The organism is Pseudomonas sp. LAIL14HWK12:I1 (assembly GCF_003202095.1).
Lineage (GTDB): Bacteria > Pseudomonadota > Gammaproteobacteria > Pseudomonadales > Pseudomonadaceae > Aquipseudomonas > Aquipseudomonas monteilii.
Window position 1 is genome coordinate 243,752 of sequence record NZ_QJKG01000001.1, and the last position, 25,674, is coordinate 269,425.

Below are 25,674 nucleotides of genomic sequence, written 5' to 3' on the forward strand. Positions count from 1 at the left end.
ATGGCCAAATCTCTACTGATCATCAGCCGTCAGGCACCGTGGAACGGCCCATCCGCCCGCGAAGCGCTGGACATCGCTCTCGCCGGCGGCGCGTTCGACTTGCCGCTGGGCATGCTGTTCCTCGACGATGGCGTTTTCCAGCTCGCCCTAGACCAGCAACCCACCGCCGTGCAGCAGAAGAACCTTGCCGCCAACCTGCAAGCACTCCCCATGTTTGGCGTTGAAGAGTTGTTCGCTTGTAGTCACAGCCTCACCCGCCGAGGCCTGGCAGCCGACGCCCTGACGCTGCCGGTGCAAGTGCTCGATGACGCAGCGCTAACCGCGCTGATCGCCCGTTTCGACCAGGTGGTAACGCTCTGATGACGACCCTGCATGTAATTGCCCACTCCCCGTTCGGCGACGAGCGCCTGGCCAGCTGCCTGCGCCTGCTCGGTGCCGACGACGCGCTGCTGCTGTGCGGCGATGCGGTGTATGCCTTGCGCAGCGGCAGCGAGCCGCACCACCTGCTGCAAGCTGCCGGCCTGGCCCAGCGCCTGTACGCCCTGGAAGAAGACGTGCAGGCCCGCGCAGTCGGCAACGACCTGGCCAAGTCCGTGGACTACGCCGGGTTCGTCGAACTGTCGCTGCACTACGACAAGGTCAACAGCTGGCTATGAATAACCTCATCATCGGCGATCGAGCGATCGCCCTGGACAAGGACGGCTTCCTGGTCGACCTGCAAGACTGGTCCCACGCTGCCGCCGAGGCCTTGGCCGAGCGCGAGGGCATCCCGTTGACCGCTGACCACTGGGAAATCCTCGAACTGCTGCGCCAGTTCTACCAGGAGTACCAGCTGTCTCCAGCCACACGCCCGCTGATCAAGTACACAGCCCTGAAGCTGGGCCCGGAAAAGGGCAACAGCCCCCACCTGAATCGCCTGTTCAACGGCACCCCCGCCAAACTTGCCGCCAAGCTGGCGGGCCTGCCCAAGCCGACCAATTGCATATGAACGAACCTCGCCCACTTACCCTGGTAACCCCGGCCGAACACCCGTTCGCCGAATTCGTGCGCATTCTCGGCAAAGGCAAACGCGGCGCGCGTGGCCTGACCCGTGAAGAAGCCCGCGCGGCCATGACCCTGTTGCTGGAAGGCAAGGTCGAAGACACCCAGCTGGGTGCCTTCCTGATGCTGCTGCGCCACAAGGAAGAAAGCGCCGAAGAGCTGGCGGGCTTCACCGAAGCGCTACGCGCTCACCTGCACGCGCCGAACATTGCGGTAGACCTGGACTGGCCCACCTACGCCGGCAAAAAGCGCCACCTGCCCTGGTACCTGCTGGCGGCCAAATGCCTGGCCGGCAACGGCGTGCGCATCCTGATGCACGGTGGCGGCGCACACACCGCCGGGCGCATGTACACCGAGCAACTGCTCGACCTGCTGCAAATCCCGCTGTGCCGCAACTGGGCCGCTGTCGGCAGCACCCTCGACCAGCATCAGCTGGCGTTTTTCCCGCTGCACGACTGGGCGCCGCAATTGCAACGCATGATCGACCTGCGCAACACCCTGGGCCTGCGCTCACCCATCCACTCACTGGCGCGTGTGCTTAACCCGCTGGGCGCACGCTGTGGCCTGCAAAGTATCTTCCACCCCGGCTACCAGGCCGTGCACCGCGAGGCTAGCCGTCTGCTGGGCGACCATGCGGTGGTAATCAAGGGCGATGGCGGCGAGATCGAAGTAAACCCCGATGTCATCAGCCACCTGTACGGCACCACGGCAGGCGAAGCGTGGGACGAAGAGTGGCCAGCGCTGAGCGAACGCCGCCATGTGAAGCCGGCCAGCCTGCAAGCCGAACACTTGCTGGCGTTCTGGCGGGGCGAAGTTGTAGACAGCTATGGCGAGAAGGCCCTGATCGCCACCATGGCCCTGGCCCTGCGTGGCCTGGGGCAGGACCGCGAGCAGGCCTTCACAACCGCCCAAGGCTATTGGGAGACACGCAACAAATCGATTTAACCGATCATAATCCCCGGTTATTTGCGCTATTTATTCGAACGATTTGGCCTAGACTGGGCTCCAACGACAAACACCTTTGTTCCGAGGAGCTCACTCATGGGCCTTTTGATCGACGGCCGCTGGCATGATCAGTGGTATGAAAACGGCAAGGACGGCACGTTCAAACGCGAAAACGCCCAACGCCGTAACCAACTGCCCGCCCCTGAGGCCGGCCGCTACCACCTGTACGTCTCGCTGGCCTGCCCATGGGCCCACCGCACCCTGATTGTCCGCGCCCTCAAAGGCCTGGAGCCCTTGCTCGATGTGTCGGTAGTGAGTTGGCTGATGCAGGATCACGGCTGGACCTTCGATGTGCAGCAAGGCTCCACGGGCGACCACCTCGACGCCTTACAGTACCTGCACCAGCGCTACACCCAGGATGACCCGCACTACACCGGCCGCGTGACTGTACCCGTGCTGTGGGACAAGAAAGAGAAGCGCATCGTCAACAATGAATCGTCGGAAATCATCCGCATCTTCAACAGCGCGTTCAACGAGCTGACCGGCAATACACTGGACCTGTACCCCGAACCGCTGCGCCCAACCATCGAGGCGCTTAACGAGCGCATCTACCCGGCCGTGAACAACGGCGTGTACCGTGCAGGCTTTGCCACCACGCAGGAGGCATACGAAGCGGCGTTCGACGATGTGTTCAATGAGCTGGACTATCTGGAAGACGTGCTAAGCCGCAATCGCTACCTGGCAGGTGAATACCTGACCGAAGCCGATGTGCGCCTGTTTACCACGCTGGTGCGCTTCGATGCCGTGTACCACGGGCACTTCAAGTGCAACCTGCGCCGTCTGAGCGACTATCACAACCTGTCGAACTGGCTTCGCGAGCTGTATCAGTGGCCTGGGGTGGCGGGCACGGTGGATATGGAGCATATCCAGAAGCACTATTACATGAGCCACAAGACCATCAACCCGACCGGGATCGTGCCCAAAGGGCCGTTGCAAGACTTCAGCCTGGCACATGATCGGGAGCGGTTGGCAGGTAAAGGGATTTGGCAGGCTTAAGATAGCCGGGGCTGCTTTGCAGCCCCAACGATATCAGCTGTTTTGCGCCCCTTCGAACCAGGCCAGCTTTTCACGCAGTTGCACCACTTCCCCCACAATTACCAGGGTCGGCGCATGCACTTCATGCCGCGCCACCAGCTCCGGCAAATCCGCCAGGGTACCGGTGAACACCCGCTGATTACGCGTAGTGCCCTGCTGAACCAACGCAGCCGGCGTACTGGCCGCCCGCCCATGACGAATCAGCTCGGCACAGATGGTCGGCAACCCCACCAACCCCATGTAGAACACCAAGGTCTGTGCCGGCGCTACCAGATCATTCCACGGCAGGTTGCTGGTGCCATCCTTAAGGTGGCCGGTTACGAAGCGCACCGACTGAGCGTAGTCGCGGTGAGTCAGCGGAATACCGCCATAGGCGGAGCAGCCACTGGCCGCGGTAATGCCCGGCACCACCTGGAACGGGATGCCATGCTCGGCCAGCTCTTCGATCTCTTCGCCACCCCGGCCGAAGATGAACGGATCGCCACCTTTCAGCCGCAGCACACGCTTGCCCTGCTGAGCCAAATCGACCAGCAGACGGTTGATCTGATCCTGCGGCACGGCATGGTCGGCGCGACGCTTGCCCACGTAGATACGCTCGGCATCACGCCGGCACATCTCGATGATCGCGGGGGCTACCAGGCGGTCGTAAAGCACCACGTCAGCCTGCTGCATCAGGCGCAAGGCACGGAAGGTAAGCAAGTCCGGATCACCCGGGCCCGCACCTACCAAGTACACCTCCCCCCCCTGCTGCACCGGCGCGCCGTCGACCATCGCCTGCAACAGGCGTTCGGCCTCAGCGCCCTGCCCAGCCAGCTGGCGCTCGGCAATCGGCCCCTGGAACACGGTTTCCCAGAAGCCCCGGCGCTGGTTGACATCCGGGTACAAGGATTTGACCTTGTGCCGGAAACGCGCTGCCAGCCCGGCCAGCTCACCATAGGCCGACGGAATCCAGGCCTCCAGCTTGGCGCGAATCAACCGCGCCAGCACCGGGGCGTCACCGCCACTGGAAACCGCAATCACCAAGGGTGAACGGTCGACAATCGCCGGGAAGATCACCGTGCACAGGGCCGGTGCGTCCACCACATTGACTGGCAGGCTAAGGGCCTGCGCATCCGCCGACACCTGGGCGTTCAGCCCAGGATCGTCGGTCGCCGCAATCACCAACCGGCAGCCGACCAGGTCGGCGGCCTGATAGCCACGCACCAGCACCTCACCGCCACCTTCCCGGGCCAACGCGGCCAACTGGCCGTCGACATCCGGCGCCACCACGCGCAGCACGCTACCGGCATCCGCCAGCAAGCGCGCCTTGCGCAAAGCGATCTCACCGCCACCGACGACCAGCACACGGCCGCCTTGCAGCTTGTGGAACAGCGGCAGGTAATCCATTTAGCGGATAACCTCGACGCCGCCCATGTACGGTTTCAGCACTTCCGGCACCCGGATCGAACCATCGGCCTGCTGGTAATTTTCCAACACGGCAACCAGGGTACGGCCTACCGCCAGACCGGAGCCGTTGAGGGTGTGCACCAGCTCTGGCTTGCCGGTTTCCGGGTTGCGCCAGCGGGCCTGCATGCGGCGCGCCTGGAAGTCGCCGCAGTTGGAGCACGAGCTGATTTCGCGGTACTTGTCCTGGCTCGGCACCCACACTTCCAGGTCGTAGGTTTTGACGGCGCCAAAGCCCATGTCGCCGGTGCACAGGGCCAGCACGCGGTATGGCAGCTCCAACAGCTGCAGTACGCGCTCGGCGTTGGCGGTCAGGCCTTCCAGGGCTTCCATCGACTTGGCCGGCTCTACCACCTGCACCATCTCGACCTTGTCGAACTGGTGCTGGCGAATCATGCCGCGGGTGTCACGGCCGGAAGCACCGGCTTCACTGCGGAAACACGGGGTGTGGGCAACCAGTTTCAGCGGCAGCTGCTTGGCGTCGAGGATTTCACCGGCCACCAGGTTAGTCAGCGACACTTCGGCGGTCGGGATCAGATAGAAGTCCGCCTCACCTTCGCGAGTGATCTTGAACAGGTCTTCCTCGAACTTCGGTAGCTGGCCGGTGCCTTGAAGGGCCGGGGCCTGCACCAGGTACGGGGTGTAGTGCTCCTCGTAGCCGTGCTCGCCGGTGTGCAGGTTGATCATGAATTGCGCCAGGGCGCGGTGCAGGCGGGCGATAGGGCCGCGCAGCACCGCAAAACGGGCGCCAGACAGCTTGGCAGCGGCTTCGAAGTCCAGCCCACCGCTGACTTCGCCCAAGGCGACGTGGTCCTTGATTTCGAAGTCGAAGGCTTTCGGCGTGCCCCAACGGCGCACTTCGACGTTGTCGTCTTCGCTGGCACCGACCGGTACGCTGGCGTCCGGCAGGTTGGGGATGGTCAGCAGGATACCGTCCAGTTCGGCCTGGATGGCGTCCAGTTCGGTCTTGCCAGCAGCCAGTTCATTGGCCATGCGTTCGACGTCGGCCATCAATGGCGCGATGTCTTCGCCCTTGGCCTTGGCCTGTCCGATGGACTTGGAACGGGCGTTGCGCTCGGCTTGCAGCTGCTCGGTGCGAGTCTGCACTGCCTTGCGGCGCTCTTCCAGTGATTCGATGCGCGCGACATCCAGGCTGAAGCCACGGGAGGCCAGGCGATCCGCCACTTCCTGAAGTTGGCCGCGTAACAGTTTGGAATCGAGCATATCGTTCTCTCGTTATAAGTAGGTGTTGGTTCAGAATCGGGTCAGGGACAGGCCGACCCAGGTCGCGAGCAGCCCGCCCACCACGCTGATACTGGTATAGCCCAAGGCAAGGGGCACCTGCCCGCTTTCCATCAGGCGCACGGTATCGAGCGAGAAGGAGGAAAAGGTTGTCAGGCCGCCGAGGAAGCCGACAATCAGGCCGGCGCGCAGCTCGACCGGCGCCAGCGGCTTGTGCAGGAACAGGCCGTAGAGCAGGCCGATCAGCAGGCAGCCAACCAGGTTGACCGCCAGCGTACCGGCATAGAAGTGCCGTGGCCAGTGGGCCGCTACCCAGTTGGCGGTAGCGAAGCGCAACAAGGTACCGGCGATACCGCCCGCGCTGACCGCAGCGATGAGTGCAATCACGGTTTTCTCCGTTGACGGGGGCTGTTGCGGTCGAGCTCGGCCAGGTGGCGTAGCTTCTCGCCAATCTTCAGTTCCAGGCCACGGGGCACTGGCTGGTAGTACTGACGCGGCTCCAGTTCATCAGGGAAGTAATCTTCACCGGCGGCATAAGCGTCGGGTTCATCATGGGCGTAGCGGTACTCGTCACCATAGCCCAGCTGTTTCATCAGCTTGGTCGGGGCGTTGCGCAAGTGCAGTGGCACCTCCAGCGAGCCATGTTCGGCCGCTTCACGCAGGGCGGTCTTGAAGCCCATGTACACCGCGTTGCTCTTCGGCGCACAGGCCAGGTAGGTGATGGCCTGGGCCACGGCCAGCTCGCCTTCGGGACTGCCCAGGCGTTCCTGCACGTCCCACGCCGCCAAGCACAGGCTGAGGGCTCGCGGGTCGGCGTTACCGATATCCTCGCTGGCCATGCGCACCACGCGGCGGGCGATGTACAGCGGGTCGCAACCGCCGTCGAGCATGCGCGCAAACCAGTACAGGGCGCCATCGGGGTTGGAGCCGCGCACCGACTTGTGCAGCGCGGAGATCTGGTCGTAGAACGCCTCCCCCCCCTTGTCGAAACGACGGCGGCTATCGCCGAGCAGGCTTTGCAGCATCTCGACGTCAATCTCGCTGCCGTCTTCGGCCAGGTCAGAGGCGTTCTCAAGGAAGTTGAGCATGCGCCGCCCATCGCCATCGGCGGCAGCCATCAGCATCTTGAAGGCGTCGTCGCCCACCCGCAGGTTGCGCTTGCCCAGCCCGCGCTCCTCGGTCAGCGCACGGTTCACCAGCTTGCGTAATGCCGCCTCGTCCAGACTTTTGAGCACATACACCCGCGCCCGCGACAGCAACGCGTTGTTCAGCTCGAAGGAGGGGTTTTCAGTGGTGGCACCGATGAACAGCAGCGTGCCGTCTTCCACGTAGGGCAAAAAGGCATCCTGCTGCGACTTGTTGAAGCGGTGCACTTCGTCGACGAACAGGATGGTGCGGCGGCCATATTGGCCGGCCTGCTGCTTGGCCACTTCAACGGCCTGGCGGATCTCTTTCACCCCGGCCAGTACCGCCGACACGGTTTCGAAATGCGCGTCACAAAACTGCGCCAGCAGCCGCGCAAGGGTGGTCTTGCCCACCCCCGGCGGCCCCCAGAAGATCATCGAGTGCAGCGCACCCTGCTCCAGCGCCTCGCGCAACGGCTTACCGCGCGCCAGCAGGTGCTCCTGGCCCACGTACTCGTCCAGGTTGGACGGGCGCAGGCGAGCGGCCAGGGGCTGGGCGACGGGTTCGCTTCGAAACAGGTCCATGACGGGCTCTGGTTACTCCTTGATCACGTCCGCGCCTTTGGGGATGTCGAACTTGAACTGGCTGTCCGGCACCGCCTGGTTGGCCTTGACGCCATTGAACAGGATGTTGGTGCGCTGGCCGACACTGTCGATCAACTGCATGTCATTGATCAGGCCTTTGCGGAACGACACGCGCAGCGAGTCGAACAGGGTGTCCTTGGTCTTCGGCTTGAGGGTGAAGTCCATCACCTCGCCCTGCTCCTTGGAAGCAATGTCGAAACTCTGGCTGATCTTCGACACATCACCGGACAGCAGCAGCGCAGGGGTCTGGTTCAGTCGCACATCGAGCTTCTTGATGGTGGCCTGTTCCAGATCCGGGTCCCACAGGGTGACGTTCTTTCCGTCCGAAACCACGACCTGCTCCTGCGGCGCATCAGTGTGCCAGTAGAACAGGCCCGGGCGCTTGACCGCCATCTTGCCCGAGGTTTCCTGCAGGCTGGTGCCATCGGCGCCGAGGGTCAGCTGGGAGAAATTGGCCTCGATGGTCTGCGACTTTTCCAGCAGCTGGGTCAGGCGTTGTACGTCTTGCTCACCGGCATAAGCAGTAACCGAGCCCAGGGTCAGGGCAGAAACCAACAGCATGCGAATCGCGCGCATGGGAATCCTCATTGAGCATTGAAAAGGCCGGGCGCCACCGTTGGCGCCCGGCAAGGTGTTCTTCAGTCGCGCGGGCCGCCCGGGGCAATCACTTCCCGCGAGCCGTTGCTGTTCATGGGGGTGACCACACCGGCCATTTCCATGGCTTCGATCATGCGGGCGGCGCGGTTGTAACCGATTTTCAGCTTGCGCTGCACTGCCGAGATGGACGCGCGGCGGCTTTCCAGCACGAATTGCACGGCCTCATCATACAGGGCGTCGCTCTCCGAATCTTCACCATCACCACCACCACCGCCGCCGCCATCGAAGCCACTGCCGGCTTCTTCCACACCGTTGAGGATGTCGTCGTTGTAATCCGGCGCGCCACGCAGCTTCCACGCCTCGACCGTACGGTGCACTTCGTCGTCGGAAACGAACGCACCGTGGACGCGGATTGGCAGGCTGGTGCCCGGTGGCATGTACAGCATGTCACCATGACCCAACAGCTGCTCTGCACCACCCTGGTCGATGATGGTGCGTGAGTCGATCTTGCTCGACACCTGGAACGCCATGCGGGTCGGGATGTTGGCCTTGATCAGGCCGGTAATGACATCCACCGACGGGCGCTGGGTGGCGAGAATCAGGTGGATACCGGCTGCCCGCGCCTTCTGGGCGATACGGGCGATCAGCTCTTCGACCTTCTTGCCGACGATCATCATCATGTCGGCGAACTCGTCCACCACCACCACGATGGTCGGCAAGGTTTTCAGCGCTGGCGGCTCGTCGTCCATGCTCTCGCGGCGGTACAGAGGGTCGTGGATGATTTCGCCAGCTTCCTGGGCGTCCTTGATCTTGCGGTTGAAGCCGGCCAGGTTACGCACGCCCATGGCCGCCATCAGCTTGTAGCGCCGTTCCATCTCGGCCACGCTCCAGCGCAGGGCGTTGGCGGCGTCCTTCATGTCGGTGACCACCGGGCACAGCAGGTGCGGGATGCCTTCGTAGATCGACAGTTCGAGCATTTTCGGGTCGATCATGATCAGCCGCGCGTCTTCCGGGCTCGACTTGAACAGAATCGACAGAATCATCGCGTTCACACCCACCGACTTACCGGAGCCGGTAGTACCGGCCACCAGCAGGTGGGGCATCTTGGCCAGGTCGGTAATCACCGGCTTGCCGCCGATGTCGTGGCCCAGGGCCAGTGTGACCGGGGACTTCTGCTCGTCGTACTGCGGGGTGGCCAGCACCTCGGAGAAGCGCACCATCTGCCGGTTTTCGTTGGGGATCTCGATACCCACGGTGGTCTTGCCGGGGATCACCTCGACCACGCGCACACTGGTCACGGCCAGCGAGCGCGCCAGGTCCTTGGCCAGGTTGGCGATGCGGCTGACCTTCACGCCAGCGGCCGGCTGGATTTCGTAACGGGTAATCACCGGGCCGGGGTGGATCGAGTCCACCGCCACTTCTACACCGAATTCCTTGAGTTTGATTTCCAGCAGTTGGCCGACACCGGCCAGGGACTCTGGCGAATACTCGATCTTCTTCTGCTCGGCAGGGTCGAGGATGGAAATCGACGGCAAGGTGCCTTCTACCGCGCTGTCGATGAACAGCGGTGCCTGCTTCTCCTTCATCACCCGCTTGCTCGGCTCCGGGGCCTTGGCGGCGGCGGGTGGCACGATGGTCGGGGCGGCGTGCTGCTCGCGCGGGACCACGGTTTCACGGGGCACTACGGGCTCACGGGCGGCCTCACGTGGTGGCACAACAGGCTCACGACCAAGCGTCGGCTCACGGGGCTCAACGACTGGGGCCGGCGCTTCTTCACGTTTGAAAATGCGCTCACGCAACGCCGGCTTGGCCGGCTCACGCTTCTCGGCAGCCATCGGCGCGGGCTTGATCACCGGCTCATCCTCGCGCAGTTGCGCCTCCAGGCGTTTGCGCTCGTTGCGGGCTTCCCACCAACGGTTGGCGGCGCCCTGCACCAGCTCGAACAGGTCGAGGGTGATCTTGCCGGTCAGGTCCATCACCTTGAACCACGACAAGTCGGTGAACACCGTCAGGCCGAACAGGAACAAGGCAATGAACATCAGCGTGCTGCCCTGCACGTTCAGCAGGTTGCGCGCCAGGTCACCAAGGCTTTCGCCCAATGCGCCACCTGCAGAGAACGGCAGGCTCGCCGGCGGGTGGAAGTGGATATGCGCCAGCGCCGCCCCAGACAACACCAGAAACACCAGGCCGATCAACCGCCAGGAGAACAGCCAGCCACTCCAGTCCCACGGCTGGTGGCGTTCGCGGAAGATCTGCCAGGTCTTCACCGCCAGCAGCAGCGGGAAGATATAGGCGAAGTAACCCAGCACCATGAACAGGATATCGGCGAAGTAGGCGCCAGCACGCCCGGCGGCGTTCTGCACCTGGTCGACGGTGGCGGTGTGGCTGAAGCCCGGGTCCGAGGTGTCGTAGGTCAGCAGGGCCATCCACAGGTACAGGCACAGGGCGCCGACAGCGATCAACGCACCTTCCTTGAGGCGATAATGCAGCTGCTGCCGCCACAGGGGCACGGGCAAGGGAGCTGGGGTTGCGGTGGATTTCTTCAAAACGCGTCTATTCCTGCGCGTGCTGCGCGTCCAATAGTGATCGGCCGGCGGTGCGGCCAATGAACCACTACTTTTAACATTACTGCCCGACAGCCGCCATGGCGGCACGCCGTATGGGGGTTTGGCCGGGGGCGACTTTCATATACCTGCAATTTGAGCATGCATTTTCTTTTGTGACAAAGGCTTATGCTGTGTTTTTGCACAGGTGTGACAGCAAATGTAGCGGATGGTGCCTGCGGTTTCATGAATGTGTAGGAAATTGCCTGAATTCATCCCCCGCAAAGAAGCCACAACCATTGACCCTGCCATGCGTGCAAGCCATGCTGCCCTCTCCCCTCCCCCACCGCACGATAGACCATGCTTACCTGGCTGACCCGCGACTCGCTGACCTTCCCGCCCCTGGAAAAGGCCCTGCACGACCCCAACGGCCTGCTGGCCGCCGGCGGCGACCTTACCCCCGAGCGCCTGGTCCAGGCCTATCGTCACGGTTGCTTCCCGTGGTACCAGGATGGCCAACCGATCCTGTGGTGGTCACCCGACCCGCGCACGGTGCTGTTGCCCGACCAGTTGCACGTATCACGCTCACTGGCCAAGCTGATGCGCCAAGGCCGCTACCAGGTCAGCTTCGACACCGACTTCCCGGCTGTAATCGCCGCCTGCGCCGCGCCACGCGACTACGCCGACGGCACCTGGATCACCGACACCATGCGCAACGCCTACTGCGAACTGCACCGACGCGGCATTGCCCACTCGGTGGAAGTGCGCCAGGACGGCGAACTGGTCGGCGGCCTGTATGGCCTGGCCATGGGCCAGCTGTTCTTCGGTGAATCGATGTTCAGCCGCGCCGACAACGCCTCCAAGGTCGGCTTCGTGACCTTGGTCAACCACCTGCGCCAGGCCGGGTTTGTGCTGATCGACTGCCAGATGCCCACCAACCACCTGCACAGCCTGGGCGCCCACGCCATCAGCCGCGCCGAATTCGCCGGCTACCTGGCACGCCACCTCGACCAGCCCAACAGCGCCACGTGGGTTGCCTAGGCGAGTTCCCGTAGCTGGCTTACACTTAAAACAAAGTCTCACCGAGGGGGTTGATCATGACAGAGTTGGCGCGGTTGAAGTTTTATGCCACTCAGCCCCACTCCTGCAGCTACCTGCCCGAGGAGCAGGCCACCACGCTGTTCCTCGACCCCAGCCAGCCGATGGACGTGAACGTGTACGCCGACCTGTCGGAGATGGGCTTCCGCCGCAGTGGCGACCATCTGTACCGCCCGCACTGCCAGAACTGCAACGCCTGCGTGCCGGCACGCATCCCGGCGGCGCGCTTTATCCCCAACCGCCAGCAACGGCGCATCCTCAAGCGCAATGCCGACCTGACCGTGACGGCGGCGCGCCCAACGTTCAAGGAAGAGTACTTCGAGCTGTACCGGCGCTATATCGAAACACGCCACGCCGACGGTGACATGTACCCGCCCAGCCGCGACCAGTTTTCCACCTTTCTGGTGCGCGACCTGCCGTTCTGCTGGTTCTACGAGTTTCGCCTGGAAGGCCGCTTGATGGCAGTGGCCGTATGCGACCTGCTGCCCAACGGCCTGTCGGCGGTGTACACCTTCTACGAACCGGACGAAGAGCGACGCAGCCTGGGCCGCTTTGCCATCCTGTGGCAAATCACCGAAGCCCTGCGCCAGGACCTGGAGGCGGTATACCTGGGTTACTGGATCAAGAACTGCAAGAAAATGAACTACAAGACGCAGTATCGGCCCATCGAATTGCTGATAAACCAGCGCTGGGTCACCCTCAACTGAAAGCATTGGCTTGACACGCAGTTTTCGGGCATAATCCACGCCACTTTTTTGCCCGATGCGGATATGCGTCGGGCCAACACTGGATCCGAGGGCTCTACTGCATGTCGAAAGAAGACAGCTTCGAAATGGAAGGTACTGTCGTCGACACCCTGCCCAACACCATGTTCCGCGTGGAGTTGGAAAACGGGCACGTCGTAACCGCGCACATCTCCGGAAAGATGCGCAAGAACTACATCCGTATTCTCACTGGCGACAAGGTCCGCGTCGAACTGACCCCATACGACCTGAGCAAGGGCCGCATCACTTACCGTGCGCGCTAAGCTCAAGCCATGAAGAAGCCCGGCCATGTGCCGGGCTTTTTTGTACCTGTCAGAACCGCGTCGCGGCCATCGCGAGCTGCGCTCGCTCCTACATGGGGTCGCGATACCCCCCGCAGGAGCGAGCATAGCTCGCGATAGGCCGCAAAGCGGCCCTTGTATCACGCCACCTCAGCCGTGGTCTCGAAGTCGAACACCAGTTCGCCATCGCGCAGGTCGACGTGCACCACACCACCATGCTCGGCCAGTTCGCCAAACAGGATCTCCTCGGCCAGCGGCCGCTTGATCTTGTCCTGGATCAGCCGCGCCATCGGCCGCGCCCCCATCTGCACGTCGTAGCCCGACACCGCCAGCCAGCCGCGTGCGGCATCGCTGACTTCCAGCAGCACACGCTTGTCTTCCAGCTGCGCCTGCAGTTCGATAAGGAACTTGTCGACGATGCTCTTGATCGTCTCGGTGCTCAGGCGGCCGAACTGGATAATGGTATCCAGGCGGTTGCGGAACTCTGGCGTGAAGCTCTTGCGGATCACTTCCATGGCATCGGACGCGTGGTCCTGATGGGTGAAGCCGATCGAGGCCCGCGCTGCCGTTTCCGCGCCAGCGTTGGTGGTCATGATCAGGATCACGTTACGGAAGTCGGCCTTGCGCCCGTTGTTGTCGGTCAGGGTACCGTGGTCCATCACTTGCAGCAGCAGGTTGAAGACTTCCGGGTGGGCCTTCTCGATTTCGTCGAGCAGCAATACGCAGTGCGGTTGCTTGGTAATCGCCTCGGTCAGCAAGCCACCCTGGTCGAACCCTACGTAACCAGGAGGCGCACCGATCAGACGCGATACGGTGTGGCGCTCCATGTACTCGGACATGTCGAACCGCACCAACTCAACGCCCAGCGCCTTGGCCAGCTGGCGCGCCGCTTCGGTCTTGCCGACGCCGGTAGGGCCGGCGAACAGGAATGAACCGACAGGCTTGTCTGGCGACTTCAGGCCAGCACGGGACAGCTTGATGGCAGTAGCCAGCGAGTCGATGGCCTGGTCCTGGCCGAACACGGTCAGCTTCAGGTCACGTTCAAGGTTACGCAGCAGTTCCTTGTCGGAGCTGGTGACGTGCTTCGGCGGAATCCGCGCGATCTTGGCGACGATGTCCTCGACTTGAGGCACATCGATGCGTTTGACGCGCATGGCCTCCGGCTGCAGGCGCTGGTAGGCACCGGCTTCGTCGATCACATCGATGGCCTTGTCCGGCATGTGCCGGTCATTGATGTAGCGCGAGGCCAGTTCGGCGGCGGCGCGCAGGGCTTCGTCGCTGTACTCGATGTTGTGGTGGCTCTCGAAGCGCCCTTTCAGGCCGCGCAGAATGCCCACGGTATCTTCGACCGACGGCTCGCTGACATCCACCTTCTGGAAGCGGCGTGCCAGGGCGCGGTCCTTCTCGAAGATGCCGCGGAATTCCTGGAAGGTGGTCGAGCCGATGCAACGGATCTCACCCGACGACAGCAGCGGCTTGAGCAGGTTGGAGGCATCCATCACCCCGCCCGATGCCGCACCGGCACCGATGATGGTGTGGATTTCGTCGATGAACAGGATCGCCTGCGGGCGCTTGCGCAGCTCGCCGAGCAGCGCCTTGAAGCGCTTCTCGAAGTCGCCACGGTATTTGGTACCGGCCAGCAGCGCGCCCAGGTCAAGGGAATACACCACGCTTTGTGCCAACAGGTCGGGCACCTGGCCATCGACAATGCGCTTGGCCAGGCCTTCGGCGATAGCCGTCTTGCCGACGCCCGCCTCACCCACCAGCAACGGGTTGTTCTTGCGCCGGCGTGCCAGGATTTGCGCCACGCGCTCCACTTCCTGCTCGCGGCCCACCAGCGGGTCGATACGACCAGCACGGGCCAGCTCGTTCAGGTTGCTGGCATAGGCGTCGAGCGGATTACTCGAAGAGGAGGTTTCACCACCCTCGTCGTCCTGCATGTCCTGGTCGCTTTCAGATTGCGAACCATGCCCCGGCACCTTGGAGATGCCATGGGCGATGTAGTTGACCACGTCGATGCGGGCCACGCTCTGCTGCTTCAGCAGGAACACAGCCTGGCTTTCCTGTTCGCTGAAGATCGCCACCAGCACGTTGGCGCCGGTCACTTCGCGCTTGCCAGAGCTTTGCACGTGGAACACGGCACGCTGCAGCACCCGCTGGAAGCCCAGAGTCGGCTGGGTTTCACGGTCTTCGTCGTTGACAGGAATCAGCGGCGTAGTGGAATCGATGAACTCTTGCAGGTCGTGCTTGAGCTTGTCGAGATTGGCGCCACAGGCGCGCAGAACGGTCGCGGCAGCCTCATTGTCAAGGAGTGCCAGCAGCAGATGCTCGACGGTCATGAACTCATGACGCTTCGAACGGGCCTCCTTGAAGGCAAGATTGAGGGTGACTTCGAGCTCGCGGTTTAACATAGCTTCACCTCATACCCAAGTGGTCGGCGATTAACCGTCCTTCTCGATTTCACAGAGTAGCGGATGCTGGCTTTCCCTGGCGTATTGGTTGACCTGCATAGCCTTTGTTTCGGCGATGTCACGGGTAAACAATCCGCACACTGCCCGCCCTTCGGTGTGGACGGTCAGCATGATCTTGGTCGCCAGCTCGCGGTTCAGATTGAAGAACGTCTCGAGCACTTCGACGACGAAATCCATCGGCGTGTAGTCATCGTTGAACAAAACCACCTTGTACATCGGTGGCGCCTGCAGGATCGGCTTGGCTTCCTGAACTGCAAGACCTGAGCCGTCGTCCTCATTCGATTGCGGGCGATCCTGATTGAATGTTAGTCGAATCTCACTAGGTGCATGCATGGAAAGAATTTCATCATGAGCGTCAGGTTAAGGTTGTGGGTTGACCGCACAGGCCACGAATGGCGCACGCGCCGGGCGACCTTGACTATCGGTAAAACGGTGTTACAACCAATAAGAACCCACCGTGGTCGATAAAGATCCGCGCAGTCAACCAGATTTTTCGCAAGGTTCGTATGCGGATGAAGTGGATGATACTCCAGTGATGGAGTCCTTTGCAGAGGGACATAGGGATGGCAAGCGGTAAAGTCAAGTGGTTCAACAATGCCAAGGGCTACGGATTCATCAACGAGGAAGGTAAATCCGATGACCTTTTCGCTCATTACTCGGCCATCCAGATGGACGGATACAAGACACTGAAGGCGGGCCAGGCCGTGGAGTTCGAGATCATCCAGGGCCCCAAAGGCCTGCACGCGGTGAAGATAATGGACGCCGCTGCCGCTGCGGCTGCCAAAGCCCAAGGCCAGGCCGCAAGCGAAACCGTACGCGCCTGATCGCCGCCCCGTGTCGTAGTACGAAAAAACCGGTCGCCCTTTTACCCTGGCGACCGGTTTTCTCTTGCCTTACATGTGCTTGATCATTTCATCACCAAAGCCTGAGCTGCTCACCAGCGTCGCCCCGTCCATCAGCCGCTCGAAGTCGTAGGTCACGGTCTTGGCCGCAATCGCGCCATTGGTGCCCTTGATGATCAGGTCGGCCGCCTCGGTCCAGCCCATGTGCCGCAACATCATCTCTGCAGACAGGATCACCGACCCCGGGTTGACCTTGTCTTGCCCGGCATACTTGGGCGCAGTGCCGTGGGTGGCCTCGAACATGGCCACGGTGTCGGACAGGTTGGCGCCCGGCGCGATACCGATACCGCCTACCTCCGCCGCCAGCGCGTCGGACAGGTAGTCACCGTTGAGGTTGAGGGTGGCGATCACGTCGTACTCGGCCGGGCGCAGCAGAATCTGCTGCAGCATGGCGTCGGCGATGGCGTCCTTGACGATCACCTCGCGGCCGGTCTTGGGGTTCTTGAACTTCATCCACGGGCCGCCATCGAGCAGTTCGGCGCCAAACTCATCCCGGGCCACTTCGTACCCCCAGTCTTTGAAGGCACCTTCGGTGAACTTCATGATGTTGCCTTTGTGCACCAGGGTCAGCGACTCGCGGTCATTGTCCACCACGTATTGCAGGGCCTTGCGCACCAGGCGCTTGGTGCCTTCTTTCGAGACCGGCTTCACGCCAATGCCGCAGTCCTGGTCGAAGCGGATCTTGGTGACGCCCATTTCCTCCTTGAGGAACTTGATCACCTTGTTGGCCTCGGGCGAGCCGGCCTTCCACTCGATGCCGGCATAGATGTCCTCGGAGTTCTCACGGAAAATCACCATGTCGACGTCGCCAGGCTTTTTCACCGGGCTCGGTACACCCTGGAACCACAGCACCGGGCGCAGGCACACATACAGGTCCAGTTGCTGGCGCAGCGCCACGTTGAGCGAGCGGATGCCGCCACCCACCGGAGTAGTCAGCGGGCCTTTGATCGACACCACGTAATCACGCACGGCGTCGAGGGTTTCCTGAGGCAGCCAGGTGTCCTGGTCATACACCTGGGTGGCCTTCTCGCCAGCGTACACTTCCATCCAGGCAATCTTGCGCTTGCCGCCGTAGGCCTTCTGCACGGCGGCATCGACCACCTTGATCATCACGGGCGAAACATCGACGCCGATCCCGTCACCTTCGATGTAAGGAATGATCGGGTGGTCAGGCACGTTAAGCGAATGGTCTGCATTGACGGTGATCTTGGTGCCGTCGGTCGGAACCTTGATTTTCTGGTATCCCATGCTTGCACTACTCCGCTGTCGGGTGTGGTTTGGACATCATGCGATGCAATGAGCCTAAACCACATCTGCCGACCTGCAAGGCATGCGACAACCCGCCACATTGCCGCTTAGTCTTTGGTCTTATAAATGGGCCGATATCACTTGGCCTTGCTGATTAGCCCGAATGGTTTGGTATACTCCGCCGCGACCGAAGGGTCATCGGGGCGAATCCCAGGAAAATGCGGACCGCCCTAGGCCATGAATGGCCGTAAAGCCTGGGCTGTTACCGCAGTTCAGCACTTGACGCTCGACTGATGCATCCACCATCACCGCTCGCAGCCTCTCGACTTTCCGCTCATGGCGTTGCCAGGGCGATGCGCCTACCCTGCGCACCACGAGACTCGAGCACGCTCAGCACACAGAGAGTTAACCCGCATGCCCACCCGTTCCAAGATCATCTATACCTTCACCGACGAAGCCCCCGCCCTCGCCACTTACTCGCTGCTGCCGATCGTCGAAGCCTTCACCGCTTCGGCTGACATCGCCGTCGAAACCCGCGACATCTCCCTGGCCGGCCGTATCCTTGCCGCCTTCCCGGAGCAACTGGGCGCAGAGAAGCGAGTAGGCGATCACCTGGCGGAACTGGGCCAGCTGGCTACCACCCCTGAAGCCAACATCATCAAGCTGCCGAACATCAGCGCCTCGGTACCGCAGCTCAAAGCCGCGATCAAGGAACTGCAAGGCAAGGGCTTCAACATTCCTGACTACGCCGACGAGCCGGCCACCGCGGACGAGAAAGAGTCCCGCGCCCGCTACGACCGCATCAAGGGTTCCGCCGTGAACCCGGTGCTGCGCGAAGGCAACTCCGACCGCCGCGCGCCGCTGTCGGTGAAGAACTACGCCCGCAAGCACCCACACAAGATGGGCGCCTGGGCCGCCGACTCCAAGTCGCACGTTGCCCACATGACCCAAGGCGACTTCTACGGCAGCGAAAAAGCTGCCCTGATCGAAGCTGACGACAGCCTGCGCATCGAGCTGGTTGCCAAAGACGGCAACACCACCGTCCTGAAAGAAAAGACCGCCGTCAAGGCCGCCGAAATCATCGACTGCGCCACCATGAGCCGCAAGGCCCTGAAAGCCTTCATCGCCGAGCAGATCGCCGATGCCAAGGCCTCCGGCGTACTGCTGTCGGTGCACCTGAAAGCGACCATGATGAAGGTTTCCGACCCGATCATGTTCGGCGTCATCGTAGAAGAGTTCTACAACGACGTGCTGGCCAAACACGCCGCCGCACTGGCTGAAGTAGGCTTCAACGCCAACAACGGCATCGGCGACCTGTACGCCCGCATCAAGGACCTGCCAGCCGACAAGCAGGCCGAAATCGAAGCCGACATCCAGGCCCTGTACGCCCAGCGCCCAGCCCTGGCCATGGTCAACTCCGACAAAGGCATCACCAACCTGCACGTACCGAGCGACGTCATCGTCGACGCTTCGATGCCGGCCATGATCCGTGACTCGGGCAAGATGTGGAACACCGCTGGCGAACTGCAAGACGCCAAGGCCGTGATCCCGGACCGTTGCTACGCTGGCATCTACCAGGCCACCATCGAAGACTGCAAGAAAAACGGCGCCTTCGACCCAACCACCATGGGCAGCGTGCCGAACGTTGGCCTGATGGCGCAAAAGGCCGAAGAGTACGGCTCCCACGACAAGACCTTCCAGATCAAGGCCGACGGCGTTGTGCGCGTGGTCGATGGCAAAGGTAACGTCGTACTTGAGCAGAACGTCGAAGCTGGCGACATCTTCCGCATGTGCCAGACCAAAGACGCGCCGATCCAGGACTGGGTCAAGCTGGCCGTCAACCGTGCCCGCCTGAGCAACACCCCTGCGGTGTTCTGGCTGGACCCGGCCCGCGCCCACGACGGCGTGATGATCGAGAAGGTGCAGAAGTACCTGAAAGATCACGACACCACCGGCCTGGACATCCGCGTTCTGGCTCCGGTCGACGCCATCAAGTTCTCCCTGGCCCGCATCCGCGAAGGCAAGGACACCATCTCGGTGACCGGCAACGTGCTGCGTGACTACCTGACCGACCTGTTCCCGATCATGGAACTGGGCACCAGCGCCAAGATGCTGTCGATCGTGCCACTGATGAACGGCGGTGGTCTGTTCGAAACCGGCGCCGGCGGTTCGGCTCCGAAGCACGTGCAGCAGCTGGTTGAAGAGAACTTCCTGCGTTGGGACTCGCTGGGTGAGTTCCTGGCCCTGGCCGCTTCCCTGGAGCACCTGGGCAACACCTACGACAACCCGCGTGCCAAGGTTCTGGCCAACACCCTGGACCAGGCTACCGGCAAGTTCCTCGACACCAACAAGTCGCCTTCGCGCAAAGTTGGCGGTATCGACAACCGCGGCAGCCACTTCTACCTGACCCTGTACTGGGCCCAGGCCCTGGCTGCCCAGACTGACGACGCTGCCCTGCAGGCACGCTTCGCCCCGCTGGCAAAAACCCTGACCGAGAACGAGGAGACTATCGTCGCCGAGCTCAACGCCGTTCAGGGCAAGCCAGCCGACATCGGTGGCTACTATGCCCCGGATGCCGAGCTGACCGCCAAGGTGATGCGCCCAAGCCAGACCCTGAACAGCGCCATTGCCGCCCTGTAAGGTTCGCTTGAAGTAACAACACAAACCCCGGCCACGCACCGGGGTTTGTGCTTTCTGGGAAATGAGACCGCTTTGCGGCCCAATCATGCAAAAGGACTCACCAATGACCTGGCAACCCCACATCACCGTCGCCACTATCGTCGAACACGAAGGCAAGTTCCTCTTCGTCGAAGAATTCAAAGCCAACCAGCACGTCTTCAACCAACCCGCCGGCCACCTGGAACCCAACGAGACCCTGCCCCAGGCCGCCCTGCGCGAAACCCTGGAAGAAACCGCCTGGGAAGTCGAGCTCACCGGTGTAGTCGGCATCTACCTCTACACCGCCCCCAGCAACGGCGTGACCTACCAGCGCATCTGCTTTGCCGCCCGCCCCGTGCGCCACCATGCCGACCTGGCCCTGGACAGCGACATCGTCCGCGCCGTGTGGCTGAGCCAAGACGAACTGTTGGCCGACCCCACCCGCTGGCGCAGCGAGCTGGTGCCGCGCTGCCTCGACGACTACCTCAAAGGCCCCTTGCACAGCCTCGAACTGCTACGCGACTGACGCAACGTCGCGGGTTTGATAGAATCGGCGTTTTTCCCCTCTGATACACACCGGTACCCATGACCAGCCCAGCACTCAAAGACCCCGCCAAGACCCGCGTCATCGTCGGCATGTCCGGCGGCGTGGACTCTTCCGTCTCCGCCCTTCTGCTCATGGAGCAGGGCTACCAGGTGGAAGGGCTGTTCATGAAGAACTGGGAAGAAGACGACGGCACCGAATACTGCACCGCCCGCGAAGACCTGGCCGATGCCCAGGCCGTGTGCGACCGCATCGGCATCAAGCTGCACACCGCCAACTTCGCCGCCGAATACTGGGACAACGTGTTCGAGCACTTCCTTGAAGAGTACAAGGCTGGCCGCACGCCCAACCCAGACATCCTCTGCAACCGCGAAATCAAGTTCAAGGCGTTTCTCGACTACGCCCTGTCGCTGGGTGCCGACCTGATCGCCACCGGCCACTACGTACGCCGCCGCGACACCGGTGAGATCACCGAACTGCTCAAGGGCCTGGACCCGAACAAGGACCAGAGCTACTTCCTGCACGCCGTCGGCGGCAAGGAAATCGCCCGCACCCTGTTCCCGGTCGGCGAACTGGAAAAGCCCGAGGTGCGCGCCATCGCCGAAAAGCACGGCCTGGCCACCGCCAAGAAAAAGGACTCCACCGGCATCTGCTTCATTGGCGAGCGCCGTTTCAGCGACTTCCTCAAGCAGTATCTGCCGGCCCAGCCGGGCGATATCGAAACCACCGAAGGTGAAGTGATCGGCCGCCACCATGGCCTGATGTACCACACCATCGGCCAGCGCCAGGGCCTGGGGATTGGTGGCCTGAAAGACGCCGGTGACGAGCCGTGGTACGTGCTGCACAAGGACCTGACCCGCAACGTGCTGGTGGTCGGCCAGGGCAACGAACACCCATGGCTGTTCTCCCGCGCCCTGCTCGCCTCGGAAATTTTCTGGGTCAACCCGATCGACCTCAGCCGCCCACGCCAGCTGACTGCCAAGGTGCGTTACCGCCAGAGCGACCAGCAATGCACCCTTGAGCTGACCGAAACCGGCTACCGCGCCGTGTTCGACGAGCCGCAGCGCGCCGTCACCCCGGGCCAGTCGGTGGTGTTCTACGACGGCGAAGTGTGCCTGGGCGGTGGTGTGATCGAAGCCGCCGAGCCGTGGAGCCCGCGCGCATGAGCAACCTGCAGGAGCAATTGATTGCCCTGGGCGGTGTATTCCAGGCTGCCGTGCTGGTTGACCGTATCGCCCGCACCGGCCAGGCCAGCGAGGCCAACATTGGCTGCATGCTCGGCAGTTTGCTGGTGCGTGACCCCAAGGACACCCTGGAGGTGTTCGGCGGCGACGACCTGAACCTGCGCGACGGCTACCGTGCACTGGCAGGCGCCCTGGAGCGCGACCCCAGCAGCCTGCAGCGCGAGCCGCTGCGCTATGCCCTGTCGATGCTGGGCCTGGAGCGTCAGCTGAACAAGCGTGGCGACCTGCTCGACACCATCGGCAACCGCTTGCCGCAAATCCAGTCCCAGGCCGAGCATTTCGGCCTGGTTCATGAAAACGTCATTGCTTCCAGTGGAGCCTTGTACCAGGACACGCTCAGCACCTTGCGCCAGCGCATCCAGGTGCATGGCGACATGCGTTTCCTGCAGCAGGCCAGCAACGCTTCCAAGATCCGTGCCCTGCTGCTGGCCGGCATCCGCGCCGCGCGCCTGTGGCGCCAGCTGGGCGGGCACCGCTGGCAGCTGGTGTTCAGCCGACGCAAGTTGCTGAACGAACTGTACGACATGATGCGTTCGCCTTCCTGAAGACGCTTTTATAGGCCCGACCTTTGGTCAGCCACCCGACTCGGGCGCGATTTTCATGTATGATATGCGCCCTTCCAAAAGCCTGACTGTCCGAGAACACCCCATGCAGCTTTCTTCGCTCACTGCGGTTTCCCCTGTAGACGGCCGATATGCCGGCAAAACCCAGGCCTTGCGCCCCATTTTCAGCGAATTCGGCCTGATCCGTTTCCGCGCCCTGGTCGAAGTGCGCTGGCTGCAGCGCCTAGCCGCCCACCCGCAGATCGGCGAAGTGCCGGCGTTCTCCGCCGAAGCCAACGCCCTGCTGGACAGCCTGGCCACCGATTTCAAGCTGGAACACGCCGAGCGGGTCAAGGAAATCGAGCGCACCACCAACCACGACGTCAAGGCGATCGAATACCTCCTCAAGGAGCAGGCCGCCAAGCTGCCTGAGCTGGCCAAGGTCAGCGAATTCATCCACTTCGCCTGCACCAGCGAGGACATCAACAACCTGTCCCACGCCCTGATGCTGCGCGCCGGCCGTGACGACGTGCTGCTGCCGCTGATGCGCCAGATCGCCGACGCCATCCGTGCCCTGGCCCACGCCCACGCCGACGTGCCGATGCTGTCGCGCACCCACGGCCAGCCAGCCTCGCCGACCACCCTGGGCAAAGAACTGGCCAACGTGGTGTACCGCCTGGAGCGCCAGATCGCCCAGGTTGCCGCCGTGCCGCTGCTGGGCAAGATCAACGGCGCCGTGGGCAACTACAACGCCCACCTGTCGGCCTACTCGCAGATCGACTGGGAGCAGAACGCCCGCGCCTTCATCGAAGACGAGCTGGGCCTGCAGTTCAACCCGTACACCACCCAGATCGAGCCGCACGACTACATCGCCGAGCTGTTCGACGCCATTGCCCGCTTCAACACCATCCTGATCGACTTCGACCGTGATGTGTGGGGCTACATCTCGCTGGGCTACTTCAAGCAGAAGACCGTCGCTGGCGAAATCGGCTCGTCGACCATGCCGCACAAGGTCAACCCGATCGACTTCGAAAACTCCGAAGGCAACCTGGGTATCGCCAACGCGCTGTTCCAGCACCTGGCCAGCAAGCTGCCGATCTCGCGCTGGCAGCGTGACCTGACCGACTCCACCGTGCTGCGTAACCTGGGCGTGGGCTTTGCCCACAGCGTCATCGCCTACGAAGCCAGCCTGAAAGGCATCGGCAAGCTGGAAGTGAACGAAGCCCGCATCGCCGCCGACCTGGACGCCTGCTGGGAAGTGCTGGCCGAGCCGATCCAGACCGTGATGCGCCGCTTCAACATCGAAAACCCCTACGAGAAGCTCAAAGAGCTGACCCGTGGCAAGGGCATCACCCCGGACGCACTGCTGACCTTCATCGACGGCCTGGACATGCCAGCCGACGCCAAGGCCGAGCTCAAGCTGCTGACCCCCGCTACCTACATCGGTAACGCGGCAGCACAGGCCAAACGCATCTAAGCTGACCGTCGCGTACAACGCCCGGCCTGGCCGGGCGTTTTTATTCCCGTACGAAAATTACGTTTTTTCAATAGGTTGAACATGAATCCTGATACTCCACTGCAGCTGCTCGGCGGCATCTCGGCCCGCGAATTCATGCGCGACTACTGGCAGAAGAAGCCGCTGCTGGTGCGCCAGGCCTTCCCGGACTTCATCAGCCCCATCGACCCCGACGAACTGGCCGGCCTGGCCCTGGAAGACGAAGTCGAGTCGCGTATCGTGCTGGAGCACGGCGCCCACCCGTGGGAGCTGCGCCGCGGCCCGTTCAACGAAGACACCTTCGCCGAGCTGCCAGAAAAAGACTGGACCCTGCTGGTACAGGCCGTGGACCAGTTCGTCCCGGAAGTGGCCGAACTGCTGGAAAACTTCCGCTTCCTGCCCAGCTGGCGTATCGATGACGTGATGATCAGCTTCGCCGCCCCGGGTGGCAGCGTTGGCCCGCATTTCGACAACTACGACGTCTTCCTGCTGCAGGGCCACGGCCAGCGTAACTGGAAGATCGGCCAGATGTGCAGCAGCGACAGCCCGCTGCTGGAGCACGCCGACCTGCGTATCCTGGCCGAGTTCGAGCAGAGTGAAGAATGGACCCTGGAGCCAGGCGACATGCTCTACCTGCCACCGCGCCTGGCCCACTACGGCGTGGCCGTGGACGACTGCCTGACCTACTCGGTCGGCTTCCGCGCCCCAAGCGCCGCCGAAGTGCTGACCCACTTCACCGACTTCCTGGGCCAGTTCCTGCCTGACGAAGAGCGCTACAGCGATGCCGACGCCCAGCCGGCCAGCGACCCGCACCAGATCCAGCACGACGCCCTCGACCGCCTCAAGGCGCTGCTCGACAAGCACATGAACGACAAGGACCTGCTGCTGACCTGGTTCGGTCAGTTCATGACCGAGCCGCGTTACCCCGAGCAGATCGTTGGCGAAGAGCTGAGCGAAGAAGAGCTGATCGATGCCCTGGAACAAGGCGCCATCCTGATCCGCAACCCAAGCGCACGCCTGGCCTGGTCGGAATTCGAAGACGACCTGCTGCTGTTCGCCAGCGGCCGCAGCTGCCCGCTGCCGGGCAAACTGCGCGAGCTGCTGAAGCTGGTGTGCGCGGCCGATGCCCTGCATATCGACAACCTGGCAGACTGGCTGCAAGACGAAGATGGCCTTATGCTGGTACAGCAGCTGGTCAAACAAGGAAGCCTGGGATTCGCCAATGAATAAGATCAGCGTTCGCCTCGCCGACTGGCACAAAGACAACGCCGACATTCGCCGTATCCGTGAGGCGGTGTTCATTGCCGAACAGCATGTACCGCCGGAGCTGGAGTGGGACTCGGATGACCCGACCGCTGCACACTTCCTGGCCCTGGAAGGCGACTACCCGATCGGCACTGCCCGCCTGCTGCCAGACGGGACTATCGGCCGGGTATCGGTGCTGAAGGACTGGCGCGGCTTGAAAGTGGGTGACGCGCTCATGAACGCAGTCATCGTCGAAGCGCAGAACCGCGACCTGAAGCAGCAAATGCTCAGCGCTCAGGTGCATGCCACGCCGTTCTACGAGCGCCTGGGCTTTCGCGTAGTCAGCGAGGAATTCCTCGAAGCCGGCATCCCGCACGTGGACATGGTGCGCGACTCGCGCGCCTGACCCACAACGGCACCGGCCTCTGCGCGGGCAAGCCCGCGCAGAGGCCGGCACAGGTCAATGACACGTTCACTGACAAAAACCTGTACATCCATCCAGATAAA

General features: G+C 62.6%; 25 protein-coding genes. 16 read left to right on the plus strand and 9 right to left on the minus strand.

Going from position 1 to position 25,674, the window contains the following annotated elements; genetic code table 11:
- From tusC to D906_RS01255, 5 genes are all read left to right on the plus strand, one after another.
- Nucleotides 1–360: a sulfurtransferase complex subunit TusC gene (gene tusC, locus D906_RS01235; RefSeq protein ID WP_019096734.1), complete on the plus strand. Its 360-nt coding sequence runs from the start codon at nucleotides 1–3 to the stop codon at nucleotides 358–360.
- Nucleotides 360–656, plus strand: coding sequence for a sulfurtransferase complex subunit TusB (tusB, locus tag D906_RS01240; protein ID WP_019096733.1), 297 nt, complete (start codon nucleotides 360–362; stop codon nucleotides 654–656). Before tusC ends, tusB begins: the two co-directional genes overlap by 1 nt.
- Nucleotides 653–988, plus strand: coding sequence for a TusE/DsrC/DsvC family sulfur relay protein (locus D906_RS01245; protein ID WP_025753665.1), 336 nt, complete (start codon nucleotides 653–655; stop codon nucleotides 986–988). Before tusB ends, D906_RS01245 begins: the two co-directional genes overlap by 4 nt.
- Nucleotides 985–1,986: a glycosyl transferase family protein gene (locus D906_RS01250; protein ID WP_027615034.1), complete on the plus strand. Its 1,002-nt coding sequence runs from the start codon at nucleotides 985–987 to the stop codon at nucleotides 1,984–1,986. The genes D906_RS01245 and D906_RS01250 overlap by 4 nt, the downstream gene beginning before the upstream one ends.
- A 96-nt stretch (nucleotides 1,987–2,082) precedes the next feature.
- On the plus strand, nucleotides 2,083–3,042 hold the full coding sequence (locus D906_RS01255) for a glutathione S-transferase family protein (protein WP_027615035.1): 960 nt from the start codon (nucleotides 2,083–2,085) through the stop codon (nucleotides 3,040–3,042).
- Between the two features lie 33 nt (nucleotides 3,043–3,075).
- Here the strand turns inward: D906_RS01255 and cysG are convergent, their stop codons facing one another.
- The 6 genes from cysG to D906_RS01285 form a co-directional block, all read right to left on the minus strand.
- Entirely contained in the window at nucleotides 3,076–4,467 is a 1,392-nt protein-coding gene (cysG, locus tag D906_RS01260; RefSeq protein WP_016711492.1) for a siroheme synthase CysG, read from the minus strand.
- Nucleotides 4,468–5,748, minus strand: coding sequence for a serine--tRNA ligase (gene serS / locus D906_RS01265; protein WP_016711493.1), 1,281 nt, complete (start codon nucleotides 5,746–5,748; stop codon nucleotides 4,468–4,470).
- A gap of 30 nt (nucleotides 5,749–5,778) precedes the next feature.
- Nucleotides 5,779–6,153: a fluoride efflux transporter CrcB gene (gene crcB, locus D906_RS01270; protein ID WP_019096731.1), complete on the minus strand. Its 375-nt coding sequence runs from the start codon at nucleotides 6,151–6,153 to the stop codon at nucleotides 5,779–5,781.
- Complete coding sequence (locus tag D906_RS01275) at nucleotides 6,150–7,475, minus strand: replication-associated recombination protein A (protein ID WP_025753662.1); 1,326 nt, start codon at nucleotides 7,473–7,475, stop codon at nucleotides 6,150–6,152. The genes crcB and D906_RS01275 overlap by 4 nt, the downstream gene beginning before the upstream one ends.
- Nucleotides 7,476–7,487: 12 nt before the next feature.
- Nucleotides 7,488–8,111, minus strand: a complete 624-nt coding sequence (gene lolA, locus D906_RS01280) for an outer membrane lipoprotein chaperone LolA (RefSeq protein ID WP_019096729.1) — start codon at nucleotides 8,109–8,111, stop codon at nucleotides 7,488–7,490.
- A gap of 62 nt (nucleotides 8,112–8,173) precedes the next feature.
- A complete protein-coding gene (locus D906_RS01285) occupies nucleotides 8,174–10,738 on the minus strand; it encodes a DNA translocase FtsK (RefSeq protein ID WP_371059034.1) in 2,565 nt (854 codons plus the stop codon).
- A gap of 297 nt (nucleotides 10,739–11,035) precedes the next feature.
- Here D906_RS01285 and aat point away from each other — a divergent pair, with 297 nt between their 5' ends.
- The 3 genes from aat to infA all read left to right on the plus strand — a co-directional run bounded on the left by aat (nucleotide 11,036) and on the right by infA (nucleotide 12,800).
- Nucleotides 11,036–11,716, plus strand: a complete 681-nt coding sequence (gene aat / locus D906_RS01290; RefSeq protein ID WP_019096728.1) for a leucyl/phenylalanyl-tRNA--protein transferase — start codon at nucleotides 11,036–11,038, stop codon at nucleotides 11,714–11,716.
- Nucleotides 11,717–11,772: 56 nt separating this feature from the next.
- Nucleotides 11,773–12,480 (plus strand): arginyltransferase, encoded by a 708-nt coding sequence (locus tag D906_RS01295; RefSeq protein ID WP_016711499.1) that lies wholly within the window; start codon nucleotides 11,773–11,775, stop codon nucleotides 12,478–12,480.
- Between the two features lie 101 nt (nucleotides 12,481–12,581).
- Nucleotides 12,582–12,800 (plus strand): translation initiation factor IF-1, encoded by a 219-nt coding sequence (gene infA, locus D906_RS01300; RefSeq protein WP_002553999.1) that lies wholly within the window; start codon nucleotides 12,582–12,584, stop codon nucleotides 12,798–12,800.
- Between the two features lie 158 nt (nucleotides 12,801–12,958).
- Here infA and clpA read toward each other — a convergent pair whose 3' ends face one another.
- Both clpA and clpS read right to left on the minus strand, forming a co-directional pair.
- Nucleotides 12,959–15,229: an ATP-dependent Clp protease ATP-binding subunit ClpA gene (gene clpA, locus D906_RS01305; RefSeq protein WP_019096727.1), complete on the minus strand. Its 2,271-nt coding sequence runs from the start codon at nucleotides 15,227–15,229 to the stop codon at nucleotides 12,959–12,961.
- A 30-nt stretch (nucleotides 15,230–15,259) separates the two neighbouring features.
- Nucleotides 15,260–15,622, minus strand: a complete 363-nt coding sequence (gene clpS / locus D906_RS01310; protein ID WP_013973290.1) for an ATP-dependent Clp protease adapter ClpS — start codon at nucleotides 15,620–15,622, stop codon at nucleotides 15,260–15,262.
- Nucleotides 15,623–15,852: 230 nt separating this feature from the next.
- Between clpS and cspD the strand changes: the two genes are divergently transcribed.
- Nucleotides 15,853–16,113 (plus strand): cold shock domain-containing protein CspD, encoded by a 261-nt coding sequence (gene cspD / locus D906_RS01315; RefSeq protein WP_019096726.1) that lies wholly within the window; start codon nucleotides 15,853–15,855, stop codon nucleotides 16,111–16,113.
- 69 nt (nucleotides 16,114–16,182) lie between these two features.
- Here cspD and icd read toward each other — a convergent pair whose 3' ends face one another.
- Nucleotides 16,183–17,439 carry an NADP-dependent isocitrate dehydrogenase gene (gene icd / locus D906_RS01320; protein ID WP_027608788.1) on the minus strand — a complete coding sequence of 419 codons (1,257 nt, stop codon included), beginning with the start codon at nucleotides 17,437–17,439 and terminating at the stop codon, nucleotides 16,183–16,185.
- 414 nt (nucleotides 17,440–17,853) lie between these two features.
- On the opposite strand from icd, the gene D906_RS01325 reads away from it, so the two are divergent.
- The 7 genes from D906_RS01325 (at nucleotide 17,854) to D906_RS01355 (ending at nucleotide 25,573) form a co-directional block, all read left to right on the plus strand.
- Nucleotides 17,854–20,079 (plus strand): NADP-dependent isocitrate dehydrogenase, encoded by a 2,226-nt coding sequence (locus tag D906_RS01325; protein ID WP_019096725.1) that lies wholly within the window; start codon nucleotides 17,854–17,856, stop codon nucleotides 20,077–20,079.
- Between the two features lie 103 nt (nucleotides 20,080–20,182).
- Nucleotides 20,183–20,623: an NUDIX hydrolase gene (locus D906_RS01330; protein ID WP_016711504.1), complete on the plus strand. Its 441-nt coding sequence runs from the start codon at nucleotides 20,183–20,185 to the stop codon at nucleotides 20,621–20,623.
- A gap of 59 nt (nucleotides 20,624–20,682) precedes the next feature.
- Nucleotides 20,683–21,807, plus strand: coding sequence for a tRNA 2-thiouridine(34) synthase MnmA (gene mnmA / locus D906_RS01335; RefSeq protein WP_016711505.1), 1,125 nt, complete (start codon nucleotides 20,683–20,685; stop codon nucleotides 21,805–21,807).
- Entirely contained in the window at nucleotides 21,804–22,430 is a 627-nt protein-coding gene (gene hflD / locus D906_RS01340) for a high frequency lysogenization protein HflD (RefSeq protein WP_016711506.1), read from the plus strand. Before mnmA ends, hflD begins: the two co-directional genes overlap by 4 nt.
- A 103-nt stretch (nucleotides 22,431–22,533) precedes the next feature.
- A complete protein-coding gene (gene purB / locus D906_RS01345; RefSeq protein ID WP_033693092.1) occupies nucleotides 22,534–23,904 on the plus strand; it encodes an adenylosuccinate lyase in 1,371 nt (456 codons plus the stop codon).
- Between the two features lie 81 nt (nucleotides 23,905–23,985).
- Nucleotides 23,986–25,152 (plus strand): cupin domain-containing protein, encoded by a 1,167-nt coding sequence (locus D906_RS01350; protein WP_016711508.1) that lies wholly within the window; start codon nucleotides 23,986–23,988, stop codon nucleotides 25,150–25,152.
- Nucleotides 25,145–25,573, plus strand: coding sequence for a GNAT family N-acetyltransferase (locus D906_RS01355; protein WP_019096721.1), 429 nt, complete (start codon nucleotides 25,145–25,147; stop codon nucleotides 25,571–25,573). Before D906_RS01350 ends, D906_RS01355 begins: the two co-directional genes overlap by 8 nt.
- Nucleotides 25,574–25,674 lie beyond the last annotated feature (101 nt).

Bases quoted from the DNA above. Each gene is read 5' to 3' on its own strand.
- tusC (WP_019096734.1), top strand. From the start codon at position 1: ATGGCCAAATCTCTACTGATCATCAGCCGTCAGGCACCGTGGAACGGC.
- tusB (WP_019096733.1), top strand. From the start codon at position 360: ATGACGACCCTGCATGTAATTGCCCACTCCCCGTTCGGCGACGAGCGC.
- D906_RS01245 (WP_025753665.1), top strand. From the start codon at position 653: ATGAATAACCTCATCATCGGCGATCGAGCGATCGCCCTGGACAAGGAC.
- D906_RS01250 (WP_027615034.1), top strand. From the start codon at position 985: ATGAACGAACCTCGCCCACTTACCCTGGTAACCCCGGCCGAACACCCG.
- D906_RS01255 (WP_027615035.1), top strand. From the start codon at position 2,083: ATGGGCCTTTTGATCGACGGCCGCTGGCATGATCAGTGGTATGAAAAC.
- cysG (WP_016711492.1), bottom strand. From the start codon at position 4,467: ATGGATTACCTGCCGCTGTTCCACAAGCTGCAAGGCGGCCGTGTGCTG.
- serS (WP_016711493.1), bottom strand. From the start codon at position 5,748: ATGCTCGATTCCAAACTGTTACGCGGCCAACTTCAGGAAGTGGCGGAT.
- D906_RS01275 (WP_025753662.1), bottom strand. From the start codon at position 7,475: ATGGACCTGTTTCGAAGCGAACCCGTCGCCCAGCCCCTGGCCGCTCGC.
- lolA (WP_019096729.1), bottom strand. From the start codon at position 8,111: ATGCGCGCGATTCGCATGCTGTTGGTTTCTGCCCTGACCCTGGGCTCG.
- aat (WP_019096728.1), top strand. From the start codon at position 11,036: ATGCTTACCTGGCTGACCCGCGACTCGCTGACCTTCCCGCCCCTGGAA.
- D906_RS01295 (WP_016711499.1), top strand. From the start codon at position 11,773: ATGACAGAGTTGGCGCGGTTGAAGTTTTATGCCACTCAGCCCCACTCC.
- infA (WP_002553999.1), top strand. From the start codon at position 12,582: ATGTCGAAAGAAGACAGCTTCGAAATGGAAGGTACTGTCGTCGACACC.
- clpA (WP_019096727.1), bottom strand. From the start codon at position 15,229: ATGTTAAACCGCGAGCTCGAAGTCACCCTCAATCTTGCCTTCAAGGAG.
- clpS (WP_013973290.1), bottom strand. From the start codon at position 15,622: ATGCATGCACCTAGTGAGATTCGACTAACATTCAATCAGGATCGCCCG.
- cspD (WP_019096726.1), top strand. From the start codon at position 15,853: ATGGCAAGCGGTAAAGTCAAGTGGTTCAACAATGCCAAGGGCTACGGA.
- icd (WP_027608788.1), bottom strand. From the start codon at position 17,439: ATGGGATACCAGAAAATCAAGGTTCCGACCGACGGCACCAAGATCACC.
- D906_RS01325 (WP_019096725.1), top strand. From the start codon at position 17,854: ATGCCCACCCGTTCCAAGATCATCTATACCTTCACCGACGAAGCCCCC.
- D906_RS01330 (WP_016711504.1), top strand. From the start codon at position 20,183: ATGACCTGGCAACCCCACATCACCGTCGCCACTATCGTCGAACACGAA.
- mnmA (WP_016711505.1), top strand. From the start codon at position 20,683: ATGACCAGCCCAGCACTCAAAGACCCCGCCAAGACCCGCGTCATCGTC.
- hflD (WP_016711506.1), top strand. From the start codon at position 21,804: ATGAGCAACCTGCAGGAGCAATTGATTGCCCTGGGCGGTGTATTCCAG.
- purB (WP_033693092.1), top strand. From the start codon at position 22,534: ATGCAGCTTTCTTCGCTCACTGCGGTTTCCCCTGTAGACGGCCGATAT.
- D906_RS01350 (WP_016711508.1), top strand. From the start codon at position 23,986: ATGAATCCTGATACTCCACTGCAGCTGCTCGGCGGCATCTCGGCCCGC.
- D906_RS01355 (WP_019096721.1), top strand. From the start codon at position 25,145: ATGAATAAGATCAGCGTTCGCCTCGCCGACTGGCACAAAGACAACGCC.